Source organism: Bradyrhizobium genosp. SA-4 str. CB756 (assembly GCF_000473125.1).
Lineage (GTDB): Bacteria > Pseudomonadota > Alphaproteobacteria > Rhizobiales > Xanthobacteraceae > Bradyrhizobium > Bradyrhizobium arachidis.
The window spans coordinates 5526374-5544875 of record NZ_KI421499.1 but is presented as its reverse complement, the minus strand read 5'-3'; the positions used below and the strand labels follow the sequence as shown (position 1 = coordinate 5544875).

Annotated in this window: 16 protein-coding genes; 7 read left to right on the top strand and 9 right to left on the bottom strand. The window is 66.5% G+C overall.

The annotated features are described in order from the left end of the window. Positions 1-40: 40 nt before the first annotated feature. On the bottom strand, positions 41-817 hold the full coding sequence (locus tag BRAGE_RS0126995; RefSeq protein ID WP_027564333.1) for a glycosyltransferase family 2 protein: 777 nt from the start codon (positions 815-817) through the stop codon (positions 41-43). A gap of 107 nt (positions 818-924) precedes the next feature. Here BRAGE_RS0126995 and BRAGE_RS0126990 point away from each other — a divergent pair, with 107 nt between their 5' ends. Both BRAGE_RS0126990 and BRAGE_RS0126985 read left to right on the top strand, forming a co-directional pair. Beyond that, positions 925-2094 (top strand): hypothetical protein, encoded by a 1170-nt coding sequence (locus BRAGE_RS0126990; RefSeq protein ID WP_027564334.1) that lies wholly within the window; start codon positions 925-927, stop codon positions 2092-2094. 51 nt (positions 2095-2145) lie between these two features. Continuing rightward, positions 2146-2661, top strand: coding sequence for a GNAT family N-acetyltransferase (locus BRAGE_RS0126985; protein ID WP_027564335.1), 516 nt, complete (start codon positions 2146-2148; stop codon positions 2659-2661). Positions 2662-2908: 247 nt separating this feature from the next. On the opposite strand, the gene BRAGE_RS54805 is transcribed toward BRAGE_RS0126985, so the two are convergent. The 7 genes from BRAGE_RS54805 to BRAGE_RS0126950 form a co-directional block, all read right to left on the bottom strand. Then, a complete protein-coding gene (locus tag BRAGE_RS54805) occupies positions 2909-3439 on the bottom strand; it encodes a hypothetical protein (RefSeq protein ID WP_156950877.1) in 531 nt (176 codons plus the stop codon). Positions 3440-3463: 24 nt separating this feature from the next. Next, a complete protein-coding gene (locus tag BRAGE_RS0126975) occupies positions 3464-5827 on the bottom strand; it encodes a TonB-dependent receptor (protein WP_027564336.1) in 2364 nt (787 codons plus the stop codon). Positions 5828-5975: 148 nt separating this feature from the next. Further along, a complete protein-coding gene (locus BRAGE_RS0126970) occupies positions 5976-6380 on the bottom strand; it encodes a DUF2946 domain-containing protein (RefSeq protein ID WP_027564337.1) in 405 nt (134 codons plus the stop codon). A 402-nt stretch (positions 6381-6782) separates the two neighbouring features. Next, on the bottom strand, positions 6783-8846 hold the full coding sequence (locus tag BRAGE_RS0126965; RefSeq protein WP_027564338.1) for a membrane protein: 2064 nt from the start codon (positions 8844-8846) through the stop codon (positions 6783-6785). Positions 8847-8853: 7 nt separating this feature from the next. Next, a complete protein-coding gene (locus BRAGE_RS0126960) occupies positions 8854-11667 on the bottom strand; it encodes a DUF4159 domain-containing protein (RefSeq protein WP_027564339.1) in 2814 nt (937 codons plus the stop codon). After that, positions 11664-12608: a DUF58 domain-containing protein gene (locus tag BRAGE_RS0126955; RefSeq protein ID WP_027564340.1), complete on the bottom strand. Its 945-nt coding sequence runs from the start codon at positions 12606-12608 to the stop codon at positions 11664-11666. The genes BRAGE_RS0126960 and BRAGE_RS0126955 overlap by 4 nt, the downstream gene beginning before the upstream one ends. Beyond that, positions 12608-13606 (bottom strand): AAA family ATPase, encoded by a 999-nt coding sequence (locus BRAGE_RS0126950; protein ID WP_027564341.1) that lies wholly within the window; start codon positions 13604-13606, stop codon positions 12608-12610. The genes BRAGE_RS0126955 and BRAGE_RS0126950 overlap by 1 nt, the downstream gene beginning before the upstream one ends. A gap of 275 nt (positions 13607-13881) precedes the next feature. Here BRAGE_RS0126950 and BRAGE_RS0126945 point away from each other — a divergent pair, with 275 nt between their 5' ends. From BRAGE_RS0126945 to BRAGE_RS0126925, 5 genes are read left to right on the top strand one after another with little or no spacing between them, the layout of a single operon-like run. Next, entirely contained in the window at positions 13882-14493 is a 612-nt protein-coding gene (locus BRAGE_RS0126945) for a DUF1285 domain-containing protein (RefSeq protein WP_027564342.1), read from the top strand. After that, positions 14490-15173, top strand: a complete 684-nt coding sequence (locus BRAGE_RS0126940) for a CoA pyrophosphatase (RefSeq protein ID WP_027564343.1) — start codon at positions 14490-14492, stop codon at positions 15171-15173. Before BRAGE_RS0126945 ends, BRAGE_RS0126940 begins: the two co-directional genes overlap by 4 nt. Then, positions 15170-15433, top strand: a complete 264-nt coding sequence (locus BRAGE_RS0126935) for a DUF6111 family protein (RefSeq protein WP_027564344.1) — start codon at positions 15170-15172, stop codon at positions 15431-15433. Before BRAGE_RS0126940 ends, BRAGE_RS0126935 begins: the two co-directional genes overlap by 4 nt. 10 nt (positions 15434-15443) lie before the next feature. Then, a complete protein-coding gene (locus BRAGE_RS0126930) occupies positions 15444-16700 on the top strand; it encodes a CCA tRNA nucleotidyltransferase (RefSeq protein ID WP_027564345.1) in 1257 nt (418 codons plus the stop codon). Continuing rightward, entirely contained in the window at positions 16697-17467 is a 771-nt protein-coding gene (locus BRAGE_RS0126925) for a sulfite exporter TauE/SafE family protein (protein WP_027564346.1), read from the top strand. The genes BRAGE_RS0126930 and BRAGE_RS0126925 overlap by 4 nt, the downstream gene beginning before the upstream one ends. Before the next feature lie 92 nt (positions 17468-17559). Here the strand turns inward: BRAGE_RS0126925 and BRAGE_RS0126920 are convergent, their stop codons facing one another. Then, positions 17560-18414 carry an alpha/beta fold hydrolase gene (locus BRAGE_RS0126920; protein ID WP_051378035.1) on the bottom strand — a complete coding sequence of 285 codons (855 nt, stop codon included), beginning with the start codon at positions 18412-18414 and terminating at the stop codon, positions 17560-17562. Positions 18415-18502: the final 88 nt, after the last annotated feature.

Genomic DNA, 18502 nt, shown 5'->3' with positions numbered 1-18502 from the left:
TTCGATGAAATCGTGAAGTCGCAAATCGAAAACGAACGCGTCATGGCGATCTCGTGAGGCGCGCGAGCAGGATGTAGCCGAGGACGCGGATCATGTAGCTCGCCGATTTCAGCCCGTCGATCGAGCTGGCGCCGGCCTCCCGCGCCCGCATCTCGACTGCGACCTCGTTGACCGTGAGGCCGGCGCGCATCGCCCAGGCCAGCGAGATCGGCTCCGGAAAATCCGTCGGATAGGCTTTTGCGAAGAAGGCGATGGCGGCGCGGTCGAGCAGCCGCATGCCGCTGGTCGGATCGGTGATGCGGCCGCCGGTGCTGAAGAGGCTGTTGAGCGCGAGCACGATCAGCCTGATGCCGGCGCGGCGCATCCGCGTCGAGCAGAAGCCGGCATGGTCGATGAAGCGGCTTCCGATGGTGATGCTGGCGGGGTCCTTGCGATAGGCGTTCAGCAGCGTCTCGATCGCGCGCGGATCGTGCTGTCCGTCGCCGTCGATCTGGATGCAGAAATCGAAGTTCTGACGCGCTGCATATTTGATGCCGGTCTGCACGGCGCCGCCGATGCCGAGATTCTGCGCGAGGCGGGCGACCGGCGAGTGACGGCTTGCGACCGCGGAGGTTGCATCCGTTGAGCCGTCGTCGACGACCAGCGTGTGGTAGCCGCGGCCGGTCGCGGCGATCTCGTTCAGGAGACCGCCGATCGAGGCCTCCTCGTTGAAGCAGGGGATGATGAGCAGGATTCGCGCTGCGCCAGCACCGCTGCGGCACGTGTCGGTTGAACCGACGCCCAAGCCCAAGCCCAAACCCATGCCGATGTCGGCCACGTCCGCCTCACCCCCAAAATCCCCACTCTTGCTATACTTGCCGGTGCTTTTCCTGTACAGGCGGCAGAGCCCTTTTCAAGCTGTGGCGGCTCGCCCGGCAGGCATCCATGAGAGCTGTTAGAGTATTTTTTTCGCTTTTGTTTCTGGCAATTCTGGCCAGCAATGTTCGGGCGATCTCGCACTGGAGCGAGAGCCGTGGCGTCTATGACGACATCTGCTATCTCCGGCAGGCGCATCTCTTCCAGCGTTTCGGCTGGACCGGCATCGATACCAGTCTCGCCCACGAAACCGACGGCTATCTCGCGGGCAAGTTGCGTAGCATCGATTTTCCGAATTGGAACGAGCCGACCCGGGCGCCCTGCCACACCGAGACCGCCGACGGCAGCAAATGGGTGATGACGCCGCCGCCGGGCACGGGTTTTGTGCTGGCGCTGTTTCCGGAAGGGTTCCAGGTCATTCCGCTCTATGTGCTGGCCAATGTCATCATCGCCGGCTTTGCGCTGTATGGACTATGGCGGGCGCGAGAGCCCGGGTCCTTGACGCTTGCAGCAGTGTTCGGCGCGCTCGCGATCTACTTCATGATCAATCCGACCAAGGCGAGCTATTCGATGGCGCCGACCATGGTCGTCTGCGCGTTGACAGGTCTGTTGACTGCAAGACTGTTCATTGGCGACAGAAGGCGTCTGCTGATGATCGCCATCGTCGGTCTTCTGCTCAGCCTGTCCGTGAGCTTCCGGATCGCCAACATCGTTCTTGCGGCCGGCTATTTCCTGTTCTTCGGCGTGTCGTTCCTGGTCTGGCGCACCCGCGAGAGCTTCGTGTCGGGCCTTGCGCTGGGTCTTGCATTCCTTGTCGGGCTGCTGCCGGTGTTCGCCGCGAACCTCGTCAATTCGGGTCATCCGCTGGTCTCGGCCTATGGCGGCCAGGATACCGCGGCACCATATCTCGATCCCGCGGTGCTGGCCGCCTATCTCCGCGACCCGCAGTTCCCGTTGATGGTGGTCGCCTGTGCCGGCACCGCGCTGCTGTGGCGTTTCGGTGACCATGCGGGCGTCAGGCAACTCGCGTTGCTCGTCGCCGGAAACCTGGCGCTGAATCTGGCATTCTTCGCCACGCATCCGGTCTTCACGCAGTATTACATCATCCCGATCCTGATGCTGTCCCTGTGGACGCTGCTGTTCGCCGCCGTCCTCACCCGCGGGCCGGCGCGGGGATTTATCGCCCAGAAGTCCGATGGACCGCGGCCGCGCGAGATGTTATCCCGCATCCCGCATTGACGCGTTTTCCGAACGCGAACAGGTCCACTTCGCTCGAAGACGCATGCCGACATGAATGATCTCTCGCTCTCCATCCTTCCAGAAGCCGCCGGCGACGCCCAGGCCATCGAGCGGCTGCATGAGCGCACTTTCGGCCCCGGCCGTTTCGTGCTCAGCGCCTATCGCATCCGCGAGCATGTCGATCATCTGCTCGACGTCTCCTTCACCGCGCGCATCGGCACGCTGCTGGTCGGCTCGGTCAGGCAGTTGCCGATCCTGATCGGCGAGACCAAGGCGCTGATGCTCGGGCCGCTCACCGTCGAGCCGCCGTTCCGCGACCGCGGCATCGGCCGTCAGTTGATGGAGCGCGCGTTGAAGGACGCGAAGGAGAAAGGCCACGCCATCGTGCTGCTGGTCGGCGACGAGGCCTATTACAGCCGCGTCGGCTTCAAGCCGGTGCCGAAGGGCCGCGTCATCATGCCGGGCCCGGTCGATGCCGCCCGCGTCCTGGTGTACGAGCTGGTTGAAGGTGCGTTCGAGGGCGTGTCGGGGACGGTCGTGCCCGATTGGAGCAAGGCGCGGGGGTAGCGGTGCGGGTCGAAAGGAATGTGTTCGCTACTGCTTGTTGCGATTTTTGCTCGCACCTCTGAGCGGCGGGGGCGATGACAGCGCACTCGCCGTCTCCGTCATCTGGATGCAGGTAAGTAGATCGACATAGCTCTGGGATCCCGCTGATACCGCCTCGCCCTCGCAGGCATCACGGACAGTGGACTTGGTCGTCGCCCACACCGTGCCGAGCTGTTGCTGCGCTGCCGTCTCGTCTAGCTCTCCATCTCTAAAACTGTCCCGGCTGCGCCGGCGGAGCCGGCCAATCAGACCTGACATTGTTGGGAGCGGCGCGATCGAACAGATCCTGTCGCAACACAAAGCCGCGTGCTGCCGAAGGGGCATCGAGCGCAAATGGCACCTTGGGTCTGGTTGTGCCGATCGTATTCTTCGGTGAAGCATGAGCTGCCGTTCCGGCAGATGCGGTGTCGGTCGTTGCGAGAGCGGCAACAGCAAGAATGAGGACGTACGATGCATTTGAGAACATATGAATTCTCCTGCGATCAAATCCACGTCCCGGGCAGAGGGCCACGGCATCTCGTGAAAGAGGTTGATTCAGATCAATATCGACGGACGCAGAAAATGCTCCCAGCGCGCCTCGCACCAGGCTCTCGGCGGTCCGCAGCGCTGGCCGGTCGCGATGCCGCAGAAGCGCAGTTTCGTACTTCGACTGTCTAGCCTCGTAGCCCGGATGGAGCGAAGCGCAATCCGGGAAACGTTTTGCTGCAGAGGTGCTGTCCCGGATTTCGCTTCGCTCCATCCAGGCTACAGCGCTCGCAATGACCTAGAACTTGAAGTTCGCGAACGCCCGGACGCCGATGCCGGGCATCAACACTTCGTCCTTGGTGTAGGACACCGAGTTGCGGATGCTCTCGTTGAGGAGATTGTTGCCGACGATGCCGGCCATCATCTCGCGCGCGCCGAACCAGTTGCGGTCGAGCTTGGTCTTGTAGCTGACCTCAGCCTTCAACAGGTTGTAGTCGGGTGTCGGCGTCTCCGCGACCGGGGCGATGTTGTTCTGCGCGAAGGCGTGCAGCAGGTTGACCCGCATCAGCCAGTTGTCGTCGCGCCAGAACACGCCGCCGCCCATGCGCAAGGGCGGAATGCGCGGCACGTTGGTGCCGTCGCTGAAGGTGGCGCGGACCACGTCGAGCTGGTTCTCGATGCCCCAGATGCCGCCCTGGAACGCGCCGACATCGAGCTGCGACTGGAATTCGCCGCCGCGGAAATTCGCATTGCGCTGCGAATAGACCGCCTGGTTCAGCTCGGCGCCGGGCGCACCGCAGGAGGCAAAATCGTTGTCGCACATCACGCCGGTGAGGCGGCGATAGATGAAATTGTCGAAATGCGTGTAGTAGGCGGTGGCTTCGAAGCGGAACGGCCCCGTCGCCTTGCGCACGCCGACCTCGATCGACTTCGCGGTCTCGATCTTCAGGTTCGGATTGCCGATGTCGAACGTCGCGGTTGCATCATGAGCGCCGCGCGAGAACAGCTCGGCCGGCTTCGGCGCGCGCTCGACATATTGCGCGGTGATGCTGCCGACCATGCCGCCCGGCAGGTCCTGCAACAGGCCGATGCTGCCGCTCTTCGGCGTGAACGACGGATTGCGCGCGATTGCCACCTGCGGCGTGCCGTCGGGCAGGTAGTCGGCCGGGAAATTCGGCGTCGTGCCGCGCAGCTCGACATGCTCGATGCGGCCGGCGATCTGGGCTCGCGTCGCATCCGTGAACTTGAACTCGTTGAAGGCGTAACCGGCAACGCGCGTGTTGTTGTTGGGGTCCCACAAGCCGTTGAACAGCGTGCCGGGATTGTCGGGGCTCGGTGCGGTCAATTCCTGGTGTCCGACCTGGAAGCCCAGTGCCGTCGTCACCTCGGCGAAGCGCGCGTTGAACGGCATCAGCTGCACCTCGGTGCGGATCTCCTGCTCCTTGTTGGTGAAGGTCTGCCGCACACCGTCGGTGTTGGGATCGGCGGGATCGGCGAGGCCGATCTCGTTGTGTCGATAATCCGTGGCGCCAGCCCAGAAGCGGATAGTGTCGATCGCGGTGGCATCGGGCCGGTACTCGCCCTTGACGTTGATCTTGGTCTGGTGACCGTCGATCCGCGTGTTGTGGTCGGCGCCGTCGATGCCGGGGATGTAGTAGAGCGAGTCGTTCTGCGTGATTGCCGCGCCGATATAGCCGCCCTGGAAGAAGTAGGAGCCGCCGATCGAGGCGCCGTCCGACCGCGTCGCCGAGTTGGGCTGGCGGCCGTTGGTAATGATGCGCGTCTGGTCGGTCAGGTAGGGATAGCTCGGAATGCCGTAGTCCGTGGTGCTGCGGCCATAGGCGTCGGCATGGAAGGCAAAATTGCCGCCGCCGGTGTCGAGCAGCACACCGCTTTCGACGCCGCGATCGACCGAGCTGAAGGCGCTGCGGGTCTCGGCGGTGACGCAGGGCGAGGTTCCGGCGGTTGCGAGCGGCGCCTTGGTCGGCAGGCCGTAGCTCTGGAACGAGGGAGCGCAGGACGGCAGCGCATCCGGAATCCGGTTGTTGGCAGCGCTGACGACGCCGCCGATCGAGGTCGAGCCGTAGCGCAGCGCGGCCGGCCCGCGCACCACCTCGACCTGGTTGGTCGCGAGCGTATCGATCGGGACGAAATGATCCTCGCCGAGATCGGAGGCGCCGCCGGAATTAGTGCCGTTCTCGACGATGCCGACGCGGTTGACGTCGAGACCCCGGATGATCGGCCGGCTGGAGGCGCCGGGCGCAAAGCTCGATCCGGTGATGCCCGGCTTGGAGAACAGCAAATCGCCGAGCTGGCCGCCGCCCTCGCGGCGGATCTCCTCGTTCGGCACCACGGTGACGGTGGCGAACTGGTTGGTCACAATAGGCAGAACACCCTGCTGAGGCGCGGCGGCCGGCGGCGCCGCCGGCGCGGCCTCGGCCGTGCGTTCGCGGCTTCGCACCCGCGCGGTTCGTGTGGCGCGGCCGGGGGTGCGGGACGGCACCACCACTCTGCGCACGATGGGGCTCGGGGCCGTCACGGTGACGGACGGAAGCTCGGTGGCCACCGGCTTGTCCTGAGCCAGCGCCGGGGTGGCGGCGGCACCGAGCAGGAGCAGGCTCGCTCCGCCGAGGCGCTGCGCGCGTCGCAATTCAAATGACATGGTCCTGATTCCAGTCAGGCGCCGTCCGCGTGATGGTGTGCTGATCGGAGGCGGCCTGCCGTCGCGGCGCGACGGAATTCGACTTCAACGGCTCCCAGGCGATCGCCTGAAAGCGGCGAGCCCGGGTGTGATCAAGCGATGTTGGAAGTCAGGACGCGGGAGGGGCGCGGGGCTGGAACGCCGTGCGGGCCGATTCCAGATGGATGAATTCGGCGTCGAGGGTGCGGTAGAGCAGCTCGGTCGCCTGCGGCAGCTGCAACAGGGGCGGCGTCGCAAACACGACGGTGCCCGCCATCGCGACCACGGCGCAGATCGCGCAATTGTCCTCGCCCGGCTGCTCGCGGTCGGGGCTTCCGGGCGATTGCTTCTGGACCCCGGCGCGGTCGGTCGAAGCGACGGCCTTGCCGTTGTCGGTCTGCTGAAGCGAGGCTGCCGCAAGCGGCGTGGCCTGCGCGAACCAATGGCTGTGGCCGAAGGTCAGCGCGAGCTGCACCAGCATCGCGAACAACGCGAGCCGGGCGCCGTGCCTGATATTCGACCGGAACCACTTCATCTGCAGACGCCACCCCGCATCGCGAGCCGCCGATTTCGAGCGGTCGCGATGTTATAATGTAACATCGCCTGATCGGTGAGGGGATGTCAACGGTGAGCGGAGCCGCGCACGCAGGCGGCCGGCCCGATGTGTCGTTCGGGCAACTCTAGTGCGATGAGAAGATGAACTCGAATCGAGTTGGGCCAACAGCGTTGCTCTCTCCGTTCCCTCCCCCCTTGTGGGGGAGGGGCAGGGAGAGGGGTGCCGCACGGGGACTCTTTCCGTCGCGCACCCACACGCGACGCATCGCCAACGTCCGGCACCATTTGCTGGGCTACCCCTCTCCCTAGCCCTCCCCCACAAGGGGGGAGGGAACGCACCGGCGTTGGGGGCGCCAAGCAGATCCAATCAAACGTTAGGAAATCACCGCCCCTCGCGCACCCACGTCGCCGCAAACGCGCCGAGCAGCAGCAACAGTCCGATCAGGCCGGCGAAGATCGGCAGCACGCCGACGCCCTTCACGACGCTGGCGTCGCGCATCCGCACGCCCATCCAGCCGTCGCCGGCGAAGACGCTCGCCGAGCGCGACGGCACGATGCGCGGCAGCTCGACGCTGTTGCCGTCGACGACGCGCACGGCATTGCCGCCGGTCGCCTGCGTCAGCGGCTTCAACGTCTCGGTGGTGGAGGTGACTTCCGAAAACTCCTTCGGATTGGTCGGGCCGACATTGATCAGCGCCTTCAGCGTGCCGTCGGTGGCCTGCCACAGGCCGAGCTCATTGGCCGGCAGGCTGGCACGCCACTCGCCGGGATCGCCGGCGCTCAGCGTCAGGTCGCGCGACACGCCCGACGGCGAGGTCACGCTGACAGGGGGAACGCTGTCCGCCATGGTCTGGCGCACCACGACGAGATCCTTGCCCTGCACCTGGAGGCGCAGCGCCTCTTCGTCGAGATCAGGCTGCTTCATCAGCCAGTGCGACATCCGCCTGAGCAGATCGAGATGCGGGCCGCCGCCTTCATAGCCGCGCGCCCACAGCCAGATGTGGTCGGAGAGCAGCAGCGCGACGCGGCCCTCGCCGAAGCGCGACAGGAACAACAGCGGCTTGCCGTCGACGCCCGTCATGACAGGCGGGTTGACGGCGTTGCGGGTGTCGACGGTGCGGAAGAACCGGCTCCAATGCGGCGGCTCGCTGGCCGAGCCTTCCAGCCCGCGCGTGACGGGGTGGCGTTTGCCGATGTCTGAGAGATGCGCATAGAACGGCTTCTCGGTCACGCCGACGGGCTCGGCCGGCAGCACCGAATCCAGCGGCGTGCGCCAGATGCTGGTGTTGGAGGCATAGTCCGGACCGGCCGAGACCAGCACCGCGCCGCCGCTGCGCACATAGCGCGCAATGTTGTCGAAATAGGCGATCGGCAGCACGCCCTGGCGGGCGTAGCGGTCGAAGATGATCAGCTGGAATTCGTTGATCTTCTGCTGGAACAGCTCGCGGGTCGGAAACGCGATCAGCGACAATTCATTGATCGGCGTGCCGTCCTGCTTCTCCGGCGGACGCAGAATGGTGAAGTGCACGAGGTCGACGCTGGCGTCGGACTTCAAGAGGTTGCGCCAGGTGCGCTCGCCGGAATGCGGCTCGCCCGAGACCAGCAGCACGCGCAGCTTGTCGCGCACGCCGTCGATCGCGACCACGGCGCGATTGTTGACCGGCGTCAGCTCGCGTTCCAGCGGCGAGGCCTCGATCTCGACGATGTTCGGGCCGGCATGCTTGATGTCGACCTCGACGCTGGCGGTCTGGCCGCTCGAGAGCGTGCGCTCGTTGATGGTCTCGCCGTCGCGGCGGACCGTGACCTTGGCGCGCTCGCCGGAGACGCCCTGGTCGTCGAGGCGGTAGGTGATGGTCTGGCTCTGGCCGACGATGCCGAAACGCGGCGCCGCCGTGATCGCGATGCGGCGGTCGCGCTCGTCCTTCTGCCCGGTGATCAGCGCGTGCACCGGTGCCTGGAAGCCGAGTGCGGCGGCACTGGCGGGAATGTCGTGGACGCGGCCGTCGGTGATCAGGAACGCACCGGCGACACGGTCGACCGGCACGTCCGACAGGGCCGAGGCGAGGGCGCCGAACAGCCGTGTGCCGTCGGTCTCGCCGTCGGCCTGTCCGGCGTCGACGACGCGGACCTCGAGTCCTTTGATTTTCTTCAGGCCGTCGACCAGCGCTTCCTGCGCCTGGGCTGCCTCGCGATTGCGGTTGCCGAAGTTCTGGCTCGGGCTCTTGTCGACGACGACGGCCGCGACCGAGGTGAGGGGATCGCGGTCTTCGCGGGTGAAGGACGGATTGGCGAGCGCCAGCAGGAACAGCGCCAGCGCCGCGACGCGCACGGCCGCGCCGCGCGCACGCGCCACCAGCAGCAGAAGCGCGATGACCACGATCGCCGCGAGCGCGATCCACAGCACGATCGCGGGAACAAGCGGCGTGAAGGCGATGCCGTAATTCATATCGATCCTATTGCCCCAACCGTTCGATTAGGGCCGGTGCGTGCACCTGGTCGGCCTTGTAGTTGCCGGTCAGCGTGTACATCACGATGTTGGCGCCGGCGCGGTAGGCGAATTCGCGCTGGCGGGGGTCGCCTCCGACCACGGGCAGCATGGCCTGGCCGTCGGGCCGCACAGCCCAGGCGCCGGCGAGATCGTTGGAGGTGATGATGATCGGCGAGACGCCGTCACCGCCGCGCGCCGGCCGCTGCGCAGCCTCGTCATCCTCTTCGCGCGGCAGGGTTTCGACCCAGGTCTGGCCGGTGCTGAAGCGGCCGGGGAAGTCGCGCAGCAGGTAGAAGGTCTTGGTCAGCACGTGCTCGCGCGGCACCGGCTCGAGCTCGGGGACGTCGAGCGAGGACAGGATCTCGCGCAACGTCCGCATCGCCGGGGTCTGCGACCCGCCGTTGTCGCCGGGCGCGGCCTCGATGGCGTCGCGGGTGTCGAACAGCACGGTGCCGCCCTGCTTCATGTAGGCGTCGATCTTGTTGATGGCGTCCTGCGGCGGCTTGGGCGCGCCGGGCACGATCGGCCAGTAGATCAGCGGGAAGAAGGCGAGCTCGTCGCGCGCCGGATCGACGCCGACGGGATCGCCGGCCTCCAGCGCGGTGCGCTGCGCCAGGAACAGCGTCAGTCCGGACATGCCGGCCTTGACGATGGAATCGACGTCGGCATTGCCCGTGACGACATAGGCGAGGCGGGTCTGCGAGGTCGCCTTCATCGCGAAATCGTCCGCGGCGCTGTCGGCGCGCGACGGCGAGGGCGAGAGCGACGCGAGGCCTGCGAGCATGAGGCCAAGCACGATCGTTGCGGTCGCGGCGCGGCGGCGCAGCAGTGCGGCGAGGCCGCCGCCGAGCACCGCGACGATGATGGCATCGATCAGGAACAGCGCCAGCGCGCTCGACAGCAGCCAGCCGCGCAGGTCGCGCGGCTCGGCATTGGTGTAGGTGGCGTGCCGGGCGCGCAGGCTCGCGGTGTTCAGGGCGGCGATGCGGTCGGCGGCAGCAAGCGTGTTCACGGCAAGCGGTCCTTCTGCCGGACCATAGAAGCCGGGCGGATGATCGGGGGTGGCGCGGTCGCGGTAATCCGCAGGCAGCGGCTTCGCGGTCGCCGGCGGCGGGCCGAAGGCGCCAAAACCGTCGAGGATGTGCAGCGGCGCCACCGTCTCGGTGGTGGCCTCGGCGGCAACGCCAGCGCCTGGCTTGGCGGTGTAGCCGGACATGTCGACGACGCGCCTCAGCATTTCGACGAAGGTGCCCGACATCGGCAGATCCGACCAGCGCATGTCGGCGCTGACGTGGAACAGGCTGACAAGGCCCTTGCCGCGATGCTCGCCGGTGACGAGCGGCGTGCCGTCCTCCAGCGAGGCCCAGCTCTTGGTGGCGAGCACGGCGTCCGGCTCGGCCAGAACCTGCCGGTTCACGGTGACGTCCTTCGGCACGACGACGCCGGCGAACGGACCGTCGGCGGCGAAGGAGGCGAGATGCTGCGGCTTCTCCCAGGTCAGGCTGCCGCCGAGCGTGCGGCCGCCCTTGCGCAGCTTGACCGGCACGAGATCGTCCTCGGCCTGCGCGAGGCGGGGCCCTGCAAACCGCACCAGCACGCCGCCTCCGTCGATCCAGGCGTTGAGGCGTTCGCGCAGCTCCGGCGCGATGGTGCCGACATCGGCGAGGATGATCATCGGCAGCTTCTGGTCGAGGAACTGCGTGATGCCCTGCTGCGGCGAGCCCTTGTCGGCGAGCCGCACATCGGCGAACGGCGCCAGCGCGCGGGTGAGGTAGAAGGTCGGCGCCAGCAGCGGCTGCGCGGTCTCGCTGGTCGAGCCCGAGACGATGCCGATGGCGCGGCGGCGCCAGCGCTTGTCGAGCAGCTGCACCGCGCCGGCGGAGCGCTCGCCCGAGATCTCGAGCCGGGTGATGTCGTTGCGCAGCTCGACCGGCAGGTCGAACGCGGCGTCGGTCTCCTTGTCCTGCGGGCCAAACGAGAAGCGCGCTTCGCCGATCGGGGAAGCCTTCTGGTCGAGCGCACGTACGGTGCCGACCGCAATGCCGCTGTCGGTGCGCAGCACCTTCACCGTCATCTTGGCGGCGGCGTTCTCGGCCGCGACCAGCGCCAGCGGCGCGGAGGTGCCGCCTTCGAAAATGGTCAGGCTGCGGTCGCCGATGGTCTTGCCGAGGCCAGTTACGAATTCCTCGCCGCGGCCGGTGTCGACGCCATCCGACAGCCAGGCGATCTCGCAGTCGCCGGTTGCCTTGAGGAAACGGTCGATCGTGCTCAGCGTCTCGACGCGGTCGATCGAATAGGGCTTTGGCGCGAGCTGCCGCAGTGCGACGCGCGCCGCGCCCGCCGGCATCAGGGTGATGTCGCGGTTCGGCTCGGAGAGCGGCACCAGCGCGATGGCGCGGCGGTCGTTGTCGGCATTGGCGATCAGCTCGTCGGCGGCCCTGATCCGGATGTCCCAGTTCGAGGCCGCGCTCCAGCCGTCGTCGAACATGATCATCAGCGGCGCCTTGCTGCCGGCAAGCCCGGTCTGCGGATTCCAGATCGGGCCGGCGGCGGCGAAAATGACCAGCGCCGCAGCCAGGAGCCGCAGCGCGGTCAGCCACCACGGCGTCCGCGACGGCGTCTCTTCGCGCGGTGCGATGTCGAACAACAGGCGTGTCGGCGGAAACTCGATGCGGCGCGGCCGCGGCGGCATCACGCGCAGGAGCCACCACAGCACCGGCAGGCTGACGAGGCCGATCAGGAGCAGCGGTTCGGTGAAGGCGAGCGGCAGTCCCATCATGCGGCCGGCCCCGCCTTGATGGTGGTGGTTCGGACGCCCGACTTGCTCACCTGCATGCCGGCGTGCAGATACAGCAACAGCTCGGCCGCCGAGCGATCGGTCGCATGGGTCGTGAACAGCCAGTCGAGCTTGCTCGTCTCGGCGCGGATCTGGTCGCGGTGCAGGGCGAGGCGCGCGGTGTAATCCTGCGCCCAGCTCTCGGCGCGGCCGGCGGTGATCACGCCGAAGCCTTCGGGCTCGACGAACTCGATGCGGCCGGAATAGGGGAACGACTCCTCGGCGGGATCGACGACCTGCACCATGGTGCCGTGTGCGCCGGAGCCGGAGAGGCCCGCGAGCGTGGTCTTGATCTCCGCGATCGGCGACCAGAAATCCGACAGCACGATGATCTCGGCCAGCGCCGCGGGCACGAAGGAGGGCGGCAGGCTGAGCCGGTCGGCATCGTCATGCAGCATCGCCTGCGCCATCTTGTCGATGACGCTGCGGCTCGCGGTCGGTGCCATCAGGCCGGGAATGCCGACGCGCTCGCCGCCGGAGACCAGCAGCTCGGCCAGCGCGAAGGCGACGATCAGCGTGCGCTCGAGCTTGGACTCGCGCGCCGTCTTCGAGGCGAACGCCATCGACGGCGAACGGTCGGGCCAGATCCAGACCGTGTGCGAGGCCTCCCATTCGAGCTCGCGGACATAGAGATGGTCGTCGCGCGCCGAGCGGCGCCAGTCGACGTTCTGCGCCGGCTCGCCGGAGACGAAGCGGCGGTATTGCCAGAAATTCTCGCCGGAGCCGGCACGGCGGCGGCCATGCAGGCCGTGGATGACGTTGGCGGCGATGCGGCGGGCTTCTAGCACCAGGCGCGGCAGCGAAGCGGCGAGCGTGCGGCTTTCGCCATCGGCACGTCGGATCGCGATGATCTCCTTTGCTGTGTGCCCGGTCTCTGCGGCCATCAACCGATCCGTGTCTTGAGTTGCTTGATCACGTCCGGAATCGTGCGGCCTTCGGCGCGCGCCTGGAACGTCAAGGCCATGCGGTGCTTCAGCACGGGCTCGGCGAGGTCGAGCACGTCGTCGACCGAAGGCGCAAGGCGGCCGTCGATCAGCGCACGGGCGCGCACGGCGAGCATCAGGGATTGGCTGGCGCGCGGGCCGGGGCCCCAGGCGATGAACTTGCCGGCTTCGCCGCTCTCGGCGCCGGGACGGGCCGAGCGCACCAGCGACAGGATCGCCTCCACCACGGAATCGCCGACCGGCAGGCGGCGCACCAGCCGCTGCGCGGTGATCAGCGCATCCGCGCTCATCGAGCCCTTGGCGAGCGTCTCCTCGGCGCCGGTGGTTTCGAACAGGATGCGGCGCTCGGCGTCGCGATCGGGATAGTCGACGTCGATCTCCATCAGGAAGCGGTCGAGCTGTGCTTCCGGCAGCGGATAGGTGCCTTCCTGCTCCAGCGGGTTTTGCGTCGCGAGCACATGGAAGGGCTTGGGCAGATCGTGACGCGCGCCGGCCACCGTGATGTGCTGCTCCTGCATCGCCTGGAGCAGCGCCGACTGCGTGCGCGGTGAGGCGCGGTTGATCTCGTCGGCCATCAGCAGCTGCGCGAACACCGGGCCCGCAATGAAGCGGAAGGCGCGCCTGCCGGCAGTGCTCTCGTCCAGCACCTCGGCGCCGAGAATGTCCGACGGCATCAAATCGGGCGTGAACTGGATGCGCTTGGCATCGAGACCGAGCGTGACGCCGAGCGTCTCGACCAGCTTGGTCTTGGCAAGACCGGGCACGCCGATCAACAGCGCATGGCCACCGGAGAGGATCGTCACCAGCGTGTTCTCGACGACGCGATCCTGGCCGAAGATGACGGAGCCGATCGCCTCCTTCGCCGCGCGAATCTGGCTCGACACCTGCTCGGCCGAACGGACGATCCCGTCCTCGAGTTTCTCGACACTCTCCGCCATTCGCTCGCTCCTTCAGCCGGTCCTTCGGCTCGCTTGCGTCGTCACATCAGCACGTCGGCTAGATCATGGGCCCTATGCTAGACTTGCAGGAAGGCCATGTATTCGTTGAATTAACCTATCCCCACCTTATCGGCTTCGGGTTATGTACGGCATCACGAAGTGGCGACCTCCGCACCGGACTAATCCGGGGTGGAACCGAGCGCCCGACTACAACGTAGACCTGCACCAATCGTGCCAAAAGACATTCGTGCCAAATGACAAAGTCAGGGCAAACCATGGCGAACCAAGGGCAGAGTGCCGATCGCGGTCTTGAGGGGCTGACTGCCGCCGCCAAAAGTGCTGCCAGTGCCGAAGGCGCCAAAAAGGGCCTGCCTCCGGTGCATCTGTGGAATCCGCCGTTTTGCGGCGATCTCGATATCCGAATCGCTTCCGATGGTACTTGGTTCTACATGGGGACGCCAATCGGCCGTCACGCGCTGGTGCGCCTGTTCTCGACCATCCTCAAGCGCGAGGGCGACAAGCATTTCCTGGTCACGCCGGTGGAGAAGGTCGGCATCCGCGTCGACGACGCGCCGTTCATGGCGGTCGAAATGCTGAAGAGCGGCGAGGACAACCATCGCGTGCTGAGCTTCCGCACCAATGTCGACGACTGGGTCACATGCGATGCCGCGCACCGGCTGCGCTTCGAGCAGGCCGAGGACGGCGGGCTGACGCCCTATTTGCATGTCCGCGCCGACCTCTGGGCCAAGGTGACCCGCGCGCTCTACTACGATCTGGTTGACATGGGCGAGGAGCGGATGGTCGATGGTCAGCCGATGTTCGGCGTCGAGTCGGCCGGCGAGTTCTTCGCCATGGCCGACGCGGAGCAGGTGAGGGCCGCGCTTTGAACAAGCCTATCTCCAAGAGCGGTCCCGAGCGTGAGCCCGTCGCGATCGGCGCGGCGGATTTCTTCGCCCGCTCGCGCGCAAGGCTCGGCTTCGACGTGCCGCCCGGCCTCTACGATCCCAACATCATTCCCGCCTCCGGCGATCCCGGCACCGACAAGATGCTGGAGATCATCGCGCGCGAGCAGCCGGTGCGCCCCGCGGCGGTCCTGATCGCGGTGGTGGACCGTCCCGAGCCGACCATCCTGCTGACGCAGCGCTCGGCCCATCTCAACGACCATGCCGGCCAGATCGCCTTTCCCGGCGGCAAGATCGACGCGACCGATTCCTCGCCGCTCGATGCGGCGCTGCGCGAGGCCGAGGAGGAGGTCGGGCTGTCCAGGGACTTCGTCGAGCCGATCGGCTATCTCGATCTCTACGGCACCGCCTTCGGCTTCCGCATCCTGCCGACGGTCGCGAGGGTCCGGCCGGGCTTCGAGCTCACCATCAACCATTCCGAGGTTGATGACGCCTTTGAGGTGCCGCTATCCTTCCTGATGAACCCGGCGAACCACCAGGTGCACAGCAAGGAATTCCGCGGCATGGAGCGGTTCTACTACGCGATGCCGTTCGCGGAGCGCTACATCTGGGGTGCGACGGCCGGAATGCTGCGTGTGCTGTATGAGCGGATCTATTCATCATGATCCGGACGGTTCTGACCGAGATCGGAATCTTCCTCATCCCCTTTGCCGTCTATGCGCTGTTCCTGGCCGCCACCCGCTCCGGCCTGTTCGTGCAATCGTCCTGGCCGGTCACGGTCGTCGCGCGCCTCGTCCTGGCGGCACTGGTGCTGGTGATCGCAGGCCTGGTCGGGCTTGCGCATTTCTCCGGCGCGGCGCCGGATTCGACCTACACGCCCGCCCATATCGAGAACGGCAGGCTCGTGCCGGGCGTGGAACGATAGGGGCGGGCCGATGACCGCGGAGCCGTTACTTGCGCAAGCGCCCTGGCTGACCTCCGGTGGCACCGCACGCGTCCTGAAATTGCTCAATGCCGATGGCGAGGAGGCGCGCGTGGTCGGCGGCGCCGTGCGCAACGCGCTGCTCGGCCTCGTGCCCGGTGACATCGACATCGCGACCACGGCGCTCCCGGACGAGGTGATCCGCCGCGCCAAGGCGGCCGGCATCAAGAGCGTGCCGACCGGCGTCGACCACGGCACCGTCACTCTCGTCATCGACGGGCATCCTTACGAGGTCACGACGCTGCGCGAGGACACCGAGACCTTCGGCCGCAAGGCCAGGGTCGCGTTCGGCCGCGACTGGGTGAAGGACGCCGAGCGGCGCGACTTCACCATGAACGGCCTGTCGGTCGATGCGAGAGGCGTCGTCTACGACCATGTCGGCGGCATCGCCGATGCCAAGGCGCGCCGCGTGCGCTTCATCGGCGATCCCGACCAGCGCATCGCCGAGGACTATTTGCGCATCCTGCGCTTCTTCCGCATCCATGCCGCCTTCGGCGCCGGCGAGCCCGACCGCGACGGCTATCTCGCCTGCATCCGCGGCCGCGCAGGGTTGGCCAGCCTGTCGGCCGAGCGGGTGCGCATGGAGATGCTGAAGCTGCTGGTGGCATCAGGCGCATCCGCCGCCGCGCTGGCGATGACCGATGGCGGCCTGTTGCAGGCGCTGACCGGCGGCGTTGCCTATACCGGCCCGCTCTCGGCGATGATCGCGCTCGAGCGCGAGCTCGGCCTCGCCGCAAGCACTACGCGGCGCCTCGCCGCGCTGACGGTCGCCGTGACGGAAGACGCCAAGCGCGTCGCGACGCGCCTGCGGCTCTCCAATGCCGAGGCCAAGGCGCTGGACTCGATGGGCCATCGCTGGTGGCGCTTCGCCGCCAAGGACGAGGCCCATGCGCGGCGGCTGCTCTACCGGCTCGGCGCGGAGCGCTATCACGATCGCGTGCTCTTGGCCTGGGCGCGGGACGGCGGCGATACCGGCTCGTCGCGCTGGCGTGCGCTCGCCGAGCTGCCGCAGCGCTGGACCGCGCCGAAATTTCCGCTGAAGGCAGCCGATTTCATCGCGCGTGGTCTCGCCGAAGGTCCCGCGCTTGGACATGTGTTGACGCTCGCCGAGGACGCTTGGCTTGCGGCGGATTTTCCCCTAGAGGAAGCCGCACTCGCTTCCATCGCCGATCAAGCTGCGGCACGCATCACGCGCGATCAGAAAAATTGACCATCGTCTCAGGCTTCGCCGACATCTCGATCCTTCAGCTTTTGCTGGTCGCGATGATGGCGTTGTTTGCCTCGATCATCGGTGGTCTTGCCGGCTACGGCACCGGCGCGCTGATGCCCTTGGTGCTGGTGCCGCTGGTCGGCGCCGAGCCGGTGGTGCCGATCATCGCGATCTCCGCGATGCTGACCAATGCGAGCCGCGCCCTTGCCTATGTCCGCTATGCCGACCGCCGCCGCGCGCTGATCGTGCTCGCCTGCGCCGCGCTCACGACCGCGCTCGGCGCCTATGGCTATACGCGCCTCACCAATGCGGGCGCTGCGATCGTGATCGGCGCCATGCTGATGCTGAGCGTGCCGCTGCGCCGCGTGCTACGGCGTCGCGAGGTCAGGATCGGCGACACCGGCCTTGCCGCGGGCTCGGTCGGCTACGGCGTGCTGGTCGGAGGCACGTCCGGGTCGGGCGTGATCCTGCTCTCGCTCCTGATGGCCGCCGGCCTCGAAGGCGCCGCCGTGATCGCGACCGATGCGATGATCTCGCTCGGCACCGGCCTCATCAAGATCGCCGTGTTCGGCTTCGCCGGCGCCGTGACGGCGCAGGTGCTCGCCTTCGCGCTCCTGATCGGCGGCATCGCGATCCCCGGGGCCTTCCTGGCAAAGGCCTTCGTCGAGCGGATGCCGGTGCACATCCACGCCGCGATCCTCGATGTCGCGGTGATCACCGGCGGGCTGGTGATGATCTCGGCGGCGGCGAGGCAGCTCGTCGCGTAGAGGCGGATCGAAGCTCGTCAGGGGCGTGTGTGCACAGACGTCGGCTTCCGAGCGCAAATCGAAGGTGGCCCGGCTTGGCCGTCATCGGCGGTTTATGACCCACAGCGGACGACGGCACGCCAAAATCGCGTCACGCCGGCGATGACTGCTTCCGGGGCGTCTTCTTGAACAAGGTGCTTCGCTCCGGAAACGATCATCAACGGAGCCGAGAGCCGGCGCGACAGCTCCTCTCCGTCCGACAGCGGGCACCACTCGTCTTCTTCTCCCCAAATAAGCGTAACGGGACAGCGCATCTCTCTGTAACGCCACTCGATCTCCTGCGTATACTTGTCGTCCATTTGCGCAATCTGCCGCCAGAATGCCTTTTGACCCTCATCACCAAGCCACGGGCGCAAATATAACGACATGTCGGAAGTACGCAGGGCCTTGGCAACCGCGCCGTCGATGTAAGCGTGCAAGATAGCTTCATGGACATAGGCTGGCAGATTAGAGAAGACGTCCTCGTGTTGCTTGGCTGATTGAACAAGCGCTGATCCTTGAGGGCTGATTGCCACAGGGTCTATTAGAGTAAGCGATCTGTATTCAAGCCCGTCGAGCAGATGCCCCCGCAAAGCAGTGGATCCTCCGAAGTCGTGTGCGACGATATCCGGAGTACCGATGCCCCAATGTTCATAGAGGGCTGCGAAGAGACGGTTTTGAATGCCTCTCGACACGTCAGCGTTCGGCATATCGGATCGACCGTATCCCAGCATGTCGAAGTAGTATACGCGGCGTTCCTGTGCAAGCAGAGGAGCAATCCGCCGCCATTCGACCGACGAAAATGGAGTACCATGTAAGAGGACGGCGGGCGGACCATTTCCGATGCAATCCCAAGCAATCGAGTGTCCCCGAAAATCGAAACGATTTTGCAGCCGCCAATGTTCGTCAAGCTGATCGACAGTTTTCATGAGGCTTCGACCTGGAACGGATGTCACGCGGGCAAAACCGAGCTGAAGCGATAACGTTCCAAGGAGACAGGCAGGCCATAGTGTCCAC

Excerpts from the sequence above, each read along its gene's own strand:
- BRAGE_RS0126990 (WP_027564334.1), top strand. The coding sequence starts at position 925 with ATGAGAGCTGTTAGAGTATTTTTTTCGCTTTTGTTTCTGGCAATTCTG.
- BRAGE_RS0126985 (WP_027564335.1), top strand. The coding sequence starts at position 2,146 with ATGAATGATCTCTCGCTCTCCATCCTTCCAGAAGCCGCCGGCGACGCC.
- BRAGE_RS54805 (WP_156950877.1), bottom strand. The coding sequence starts at position 3,439 with ATGGAGCGAAGCGAAATCCGGGACAGCACCTCTGCAGCAAAACGTTTC.
- BRAGE_RS0126975 (WP_027564336.1), bottom strand. The coding sequence starts at position 5,827 with ATGTCATTTGAATTGCGACGCGCGCAGCGCCTCGGCGGAGCGAGCCTG.
- BRAGE_RS0126970 (WP_027564337.1), bottom strand. The coding sequence starts at position 6,380 with ATGAAGTGGTTCCGGTCGAATATCAGGCACGGCGCCCGGCTCGCGTTG.
- BRAGE_RS0126965 (WP_027564338.1), bottom strand. The coding sequence starts at position 8,846 with ATGAATTACGGCATCGCCTTCACGCCGCTTGTTCCCGCGATCGTGCTG.
- BRAGE_RS0126960 (WP_027564339.1), bottom strand. The coding sequence starts at position 11,667 with ATGATGGGACTGCCGCTCGCCTTCACCGAACCGCTGCTCCTGATCGGC.
- BRAGE_RS0126955 (WP_027564340.1), bottom strand. The coding sequence starts at position 12,608 with ATGGCCGCAGAGACCGGGCACACAGCAAAGGAGATCATCGCGATCCGA.
- BRAGE_RS0126950 (WP_027564341.1), bottom strand. The coding sequence starts at position 13,606 with ATGGCGGAGAGTGTCGAGAAACTCGAGGACGGGATCGTCCGTTCGGCC.
- BRAGE_RS0126945 (WP_027564342.1), top strand. The coding sequence starts at position 13,882 with ATGGCGAACCAAGGGCAGAGTGCCGATCGCGGTCTTGAGGGGCTGACT.
- BRAGE_RS0126935 (WP_027564344.1), top strand. The coding sequence starts at position 15,170 with ATGATCCGGACGGTTCTGACCGAGATCGGAATCTTCCTCATCCCCTTT.
- BRAGE_RS0126930 (WP_027564345.1), top strand. The coding sequence starts at position 15,444 with ATGACCGCGGAGCCGTTACTTGCGCAAGCGCCCTGGCTGACCTCCGGT.
- BRAGE_RS0126920 (WP_051378035.1), bottom strand. The coding sequence starts at position 18,414 with ATGAAAACTGTCGATCAGCTTGACGAACATTGGCGGCTGCAAAATCGT.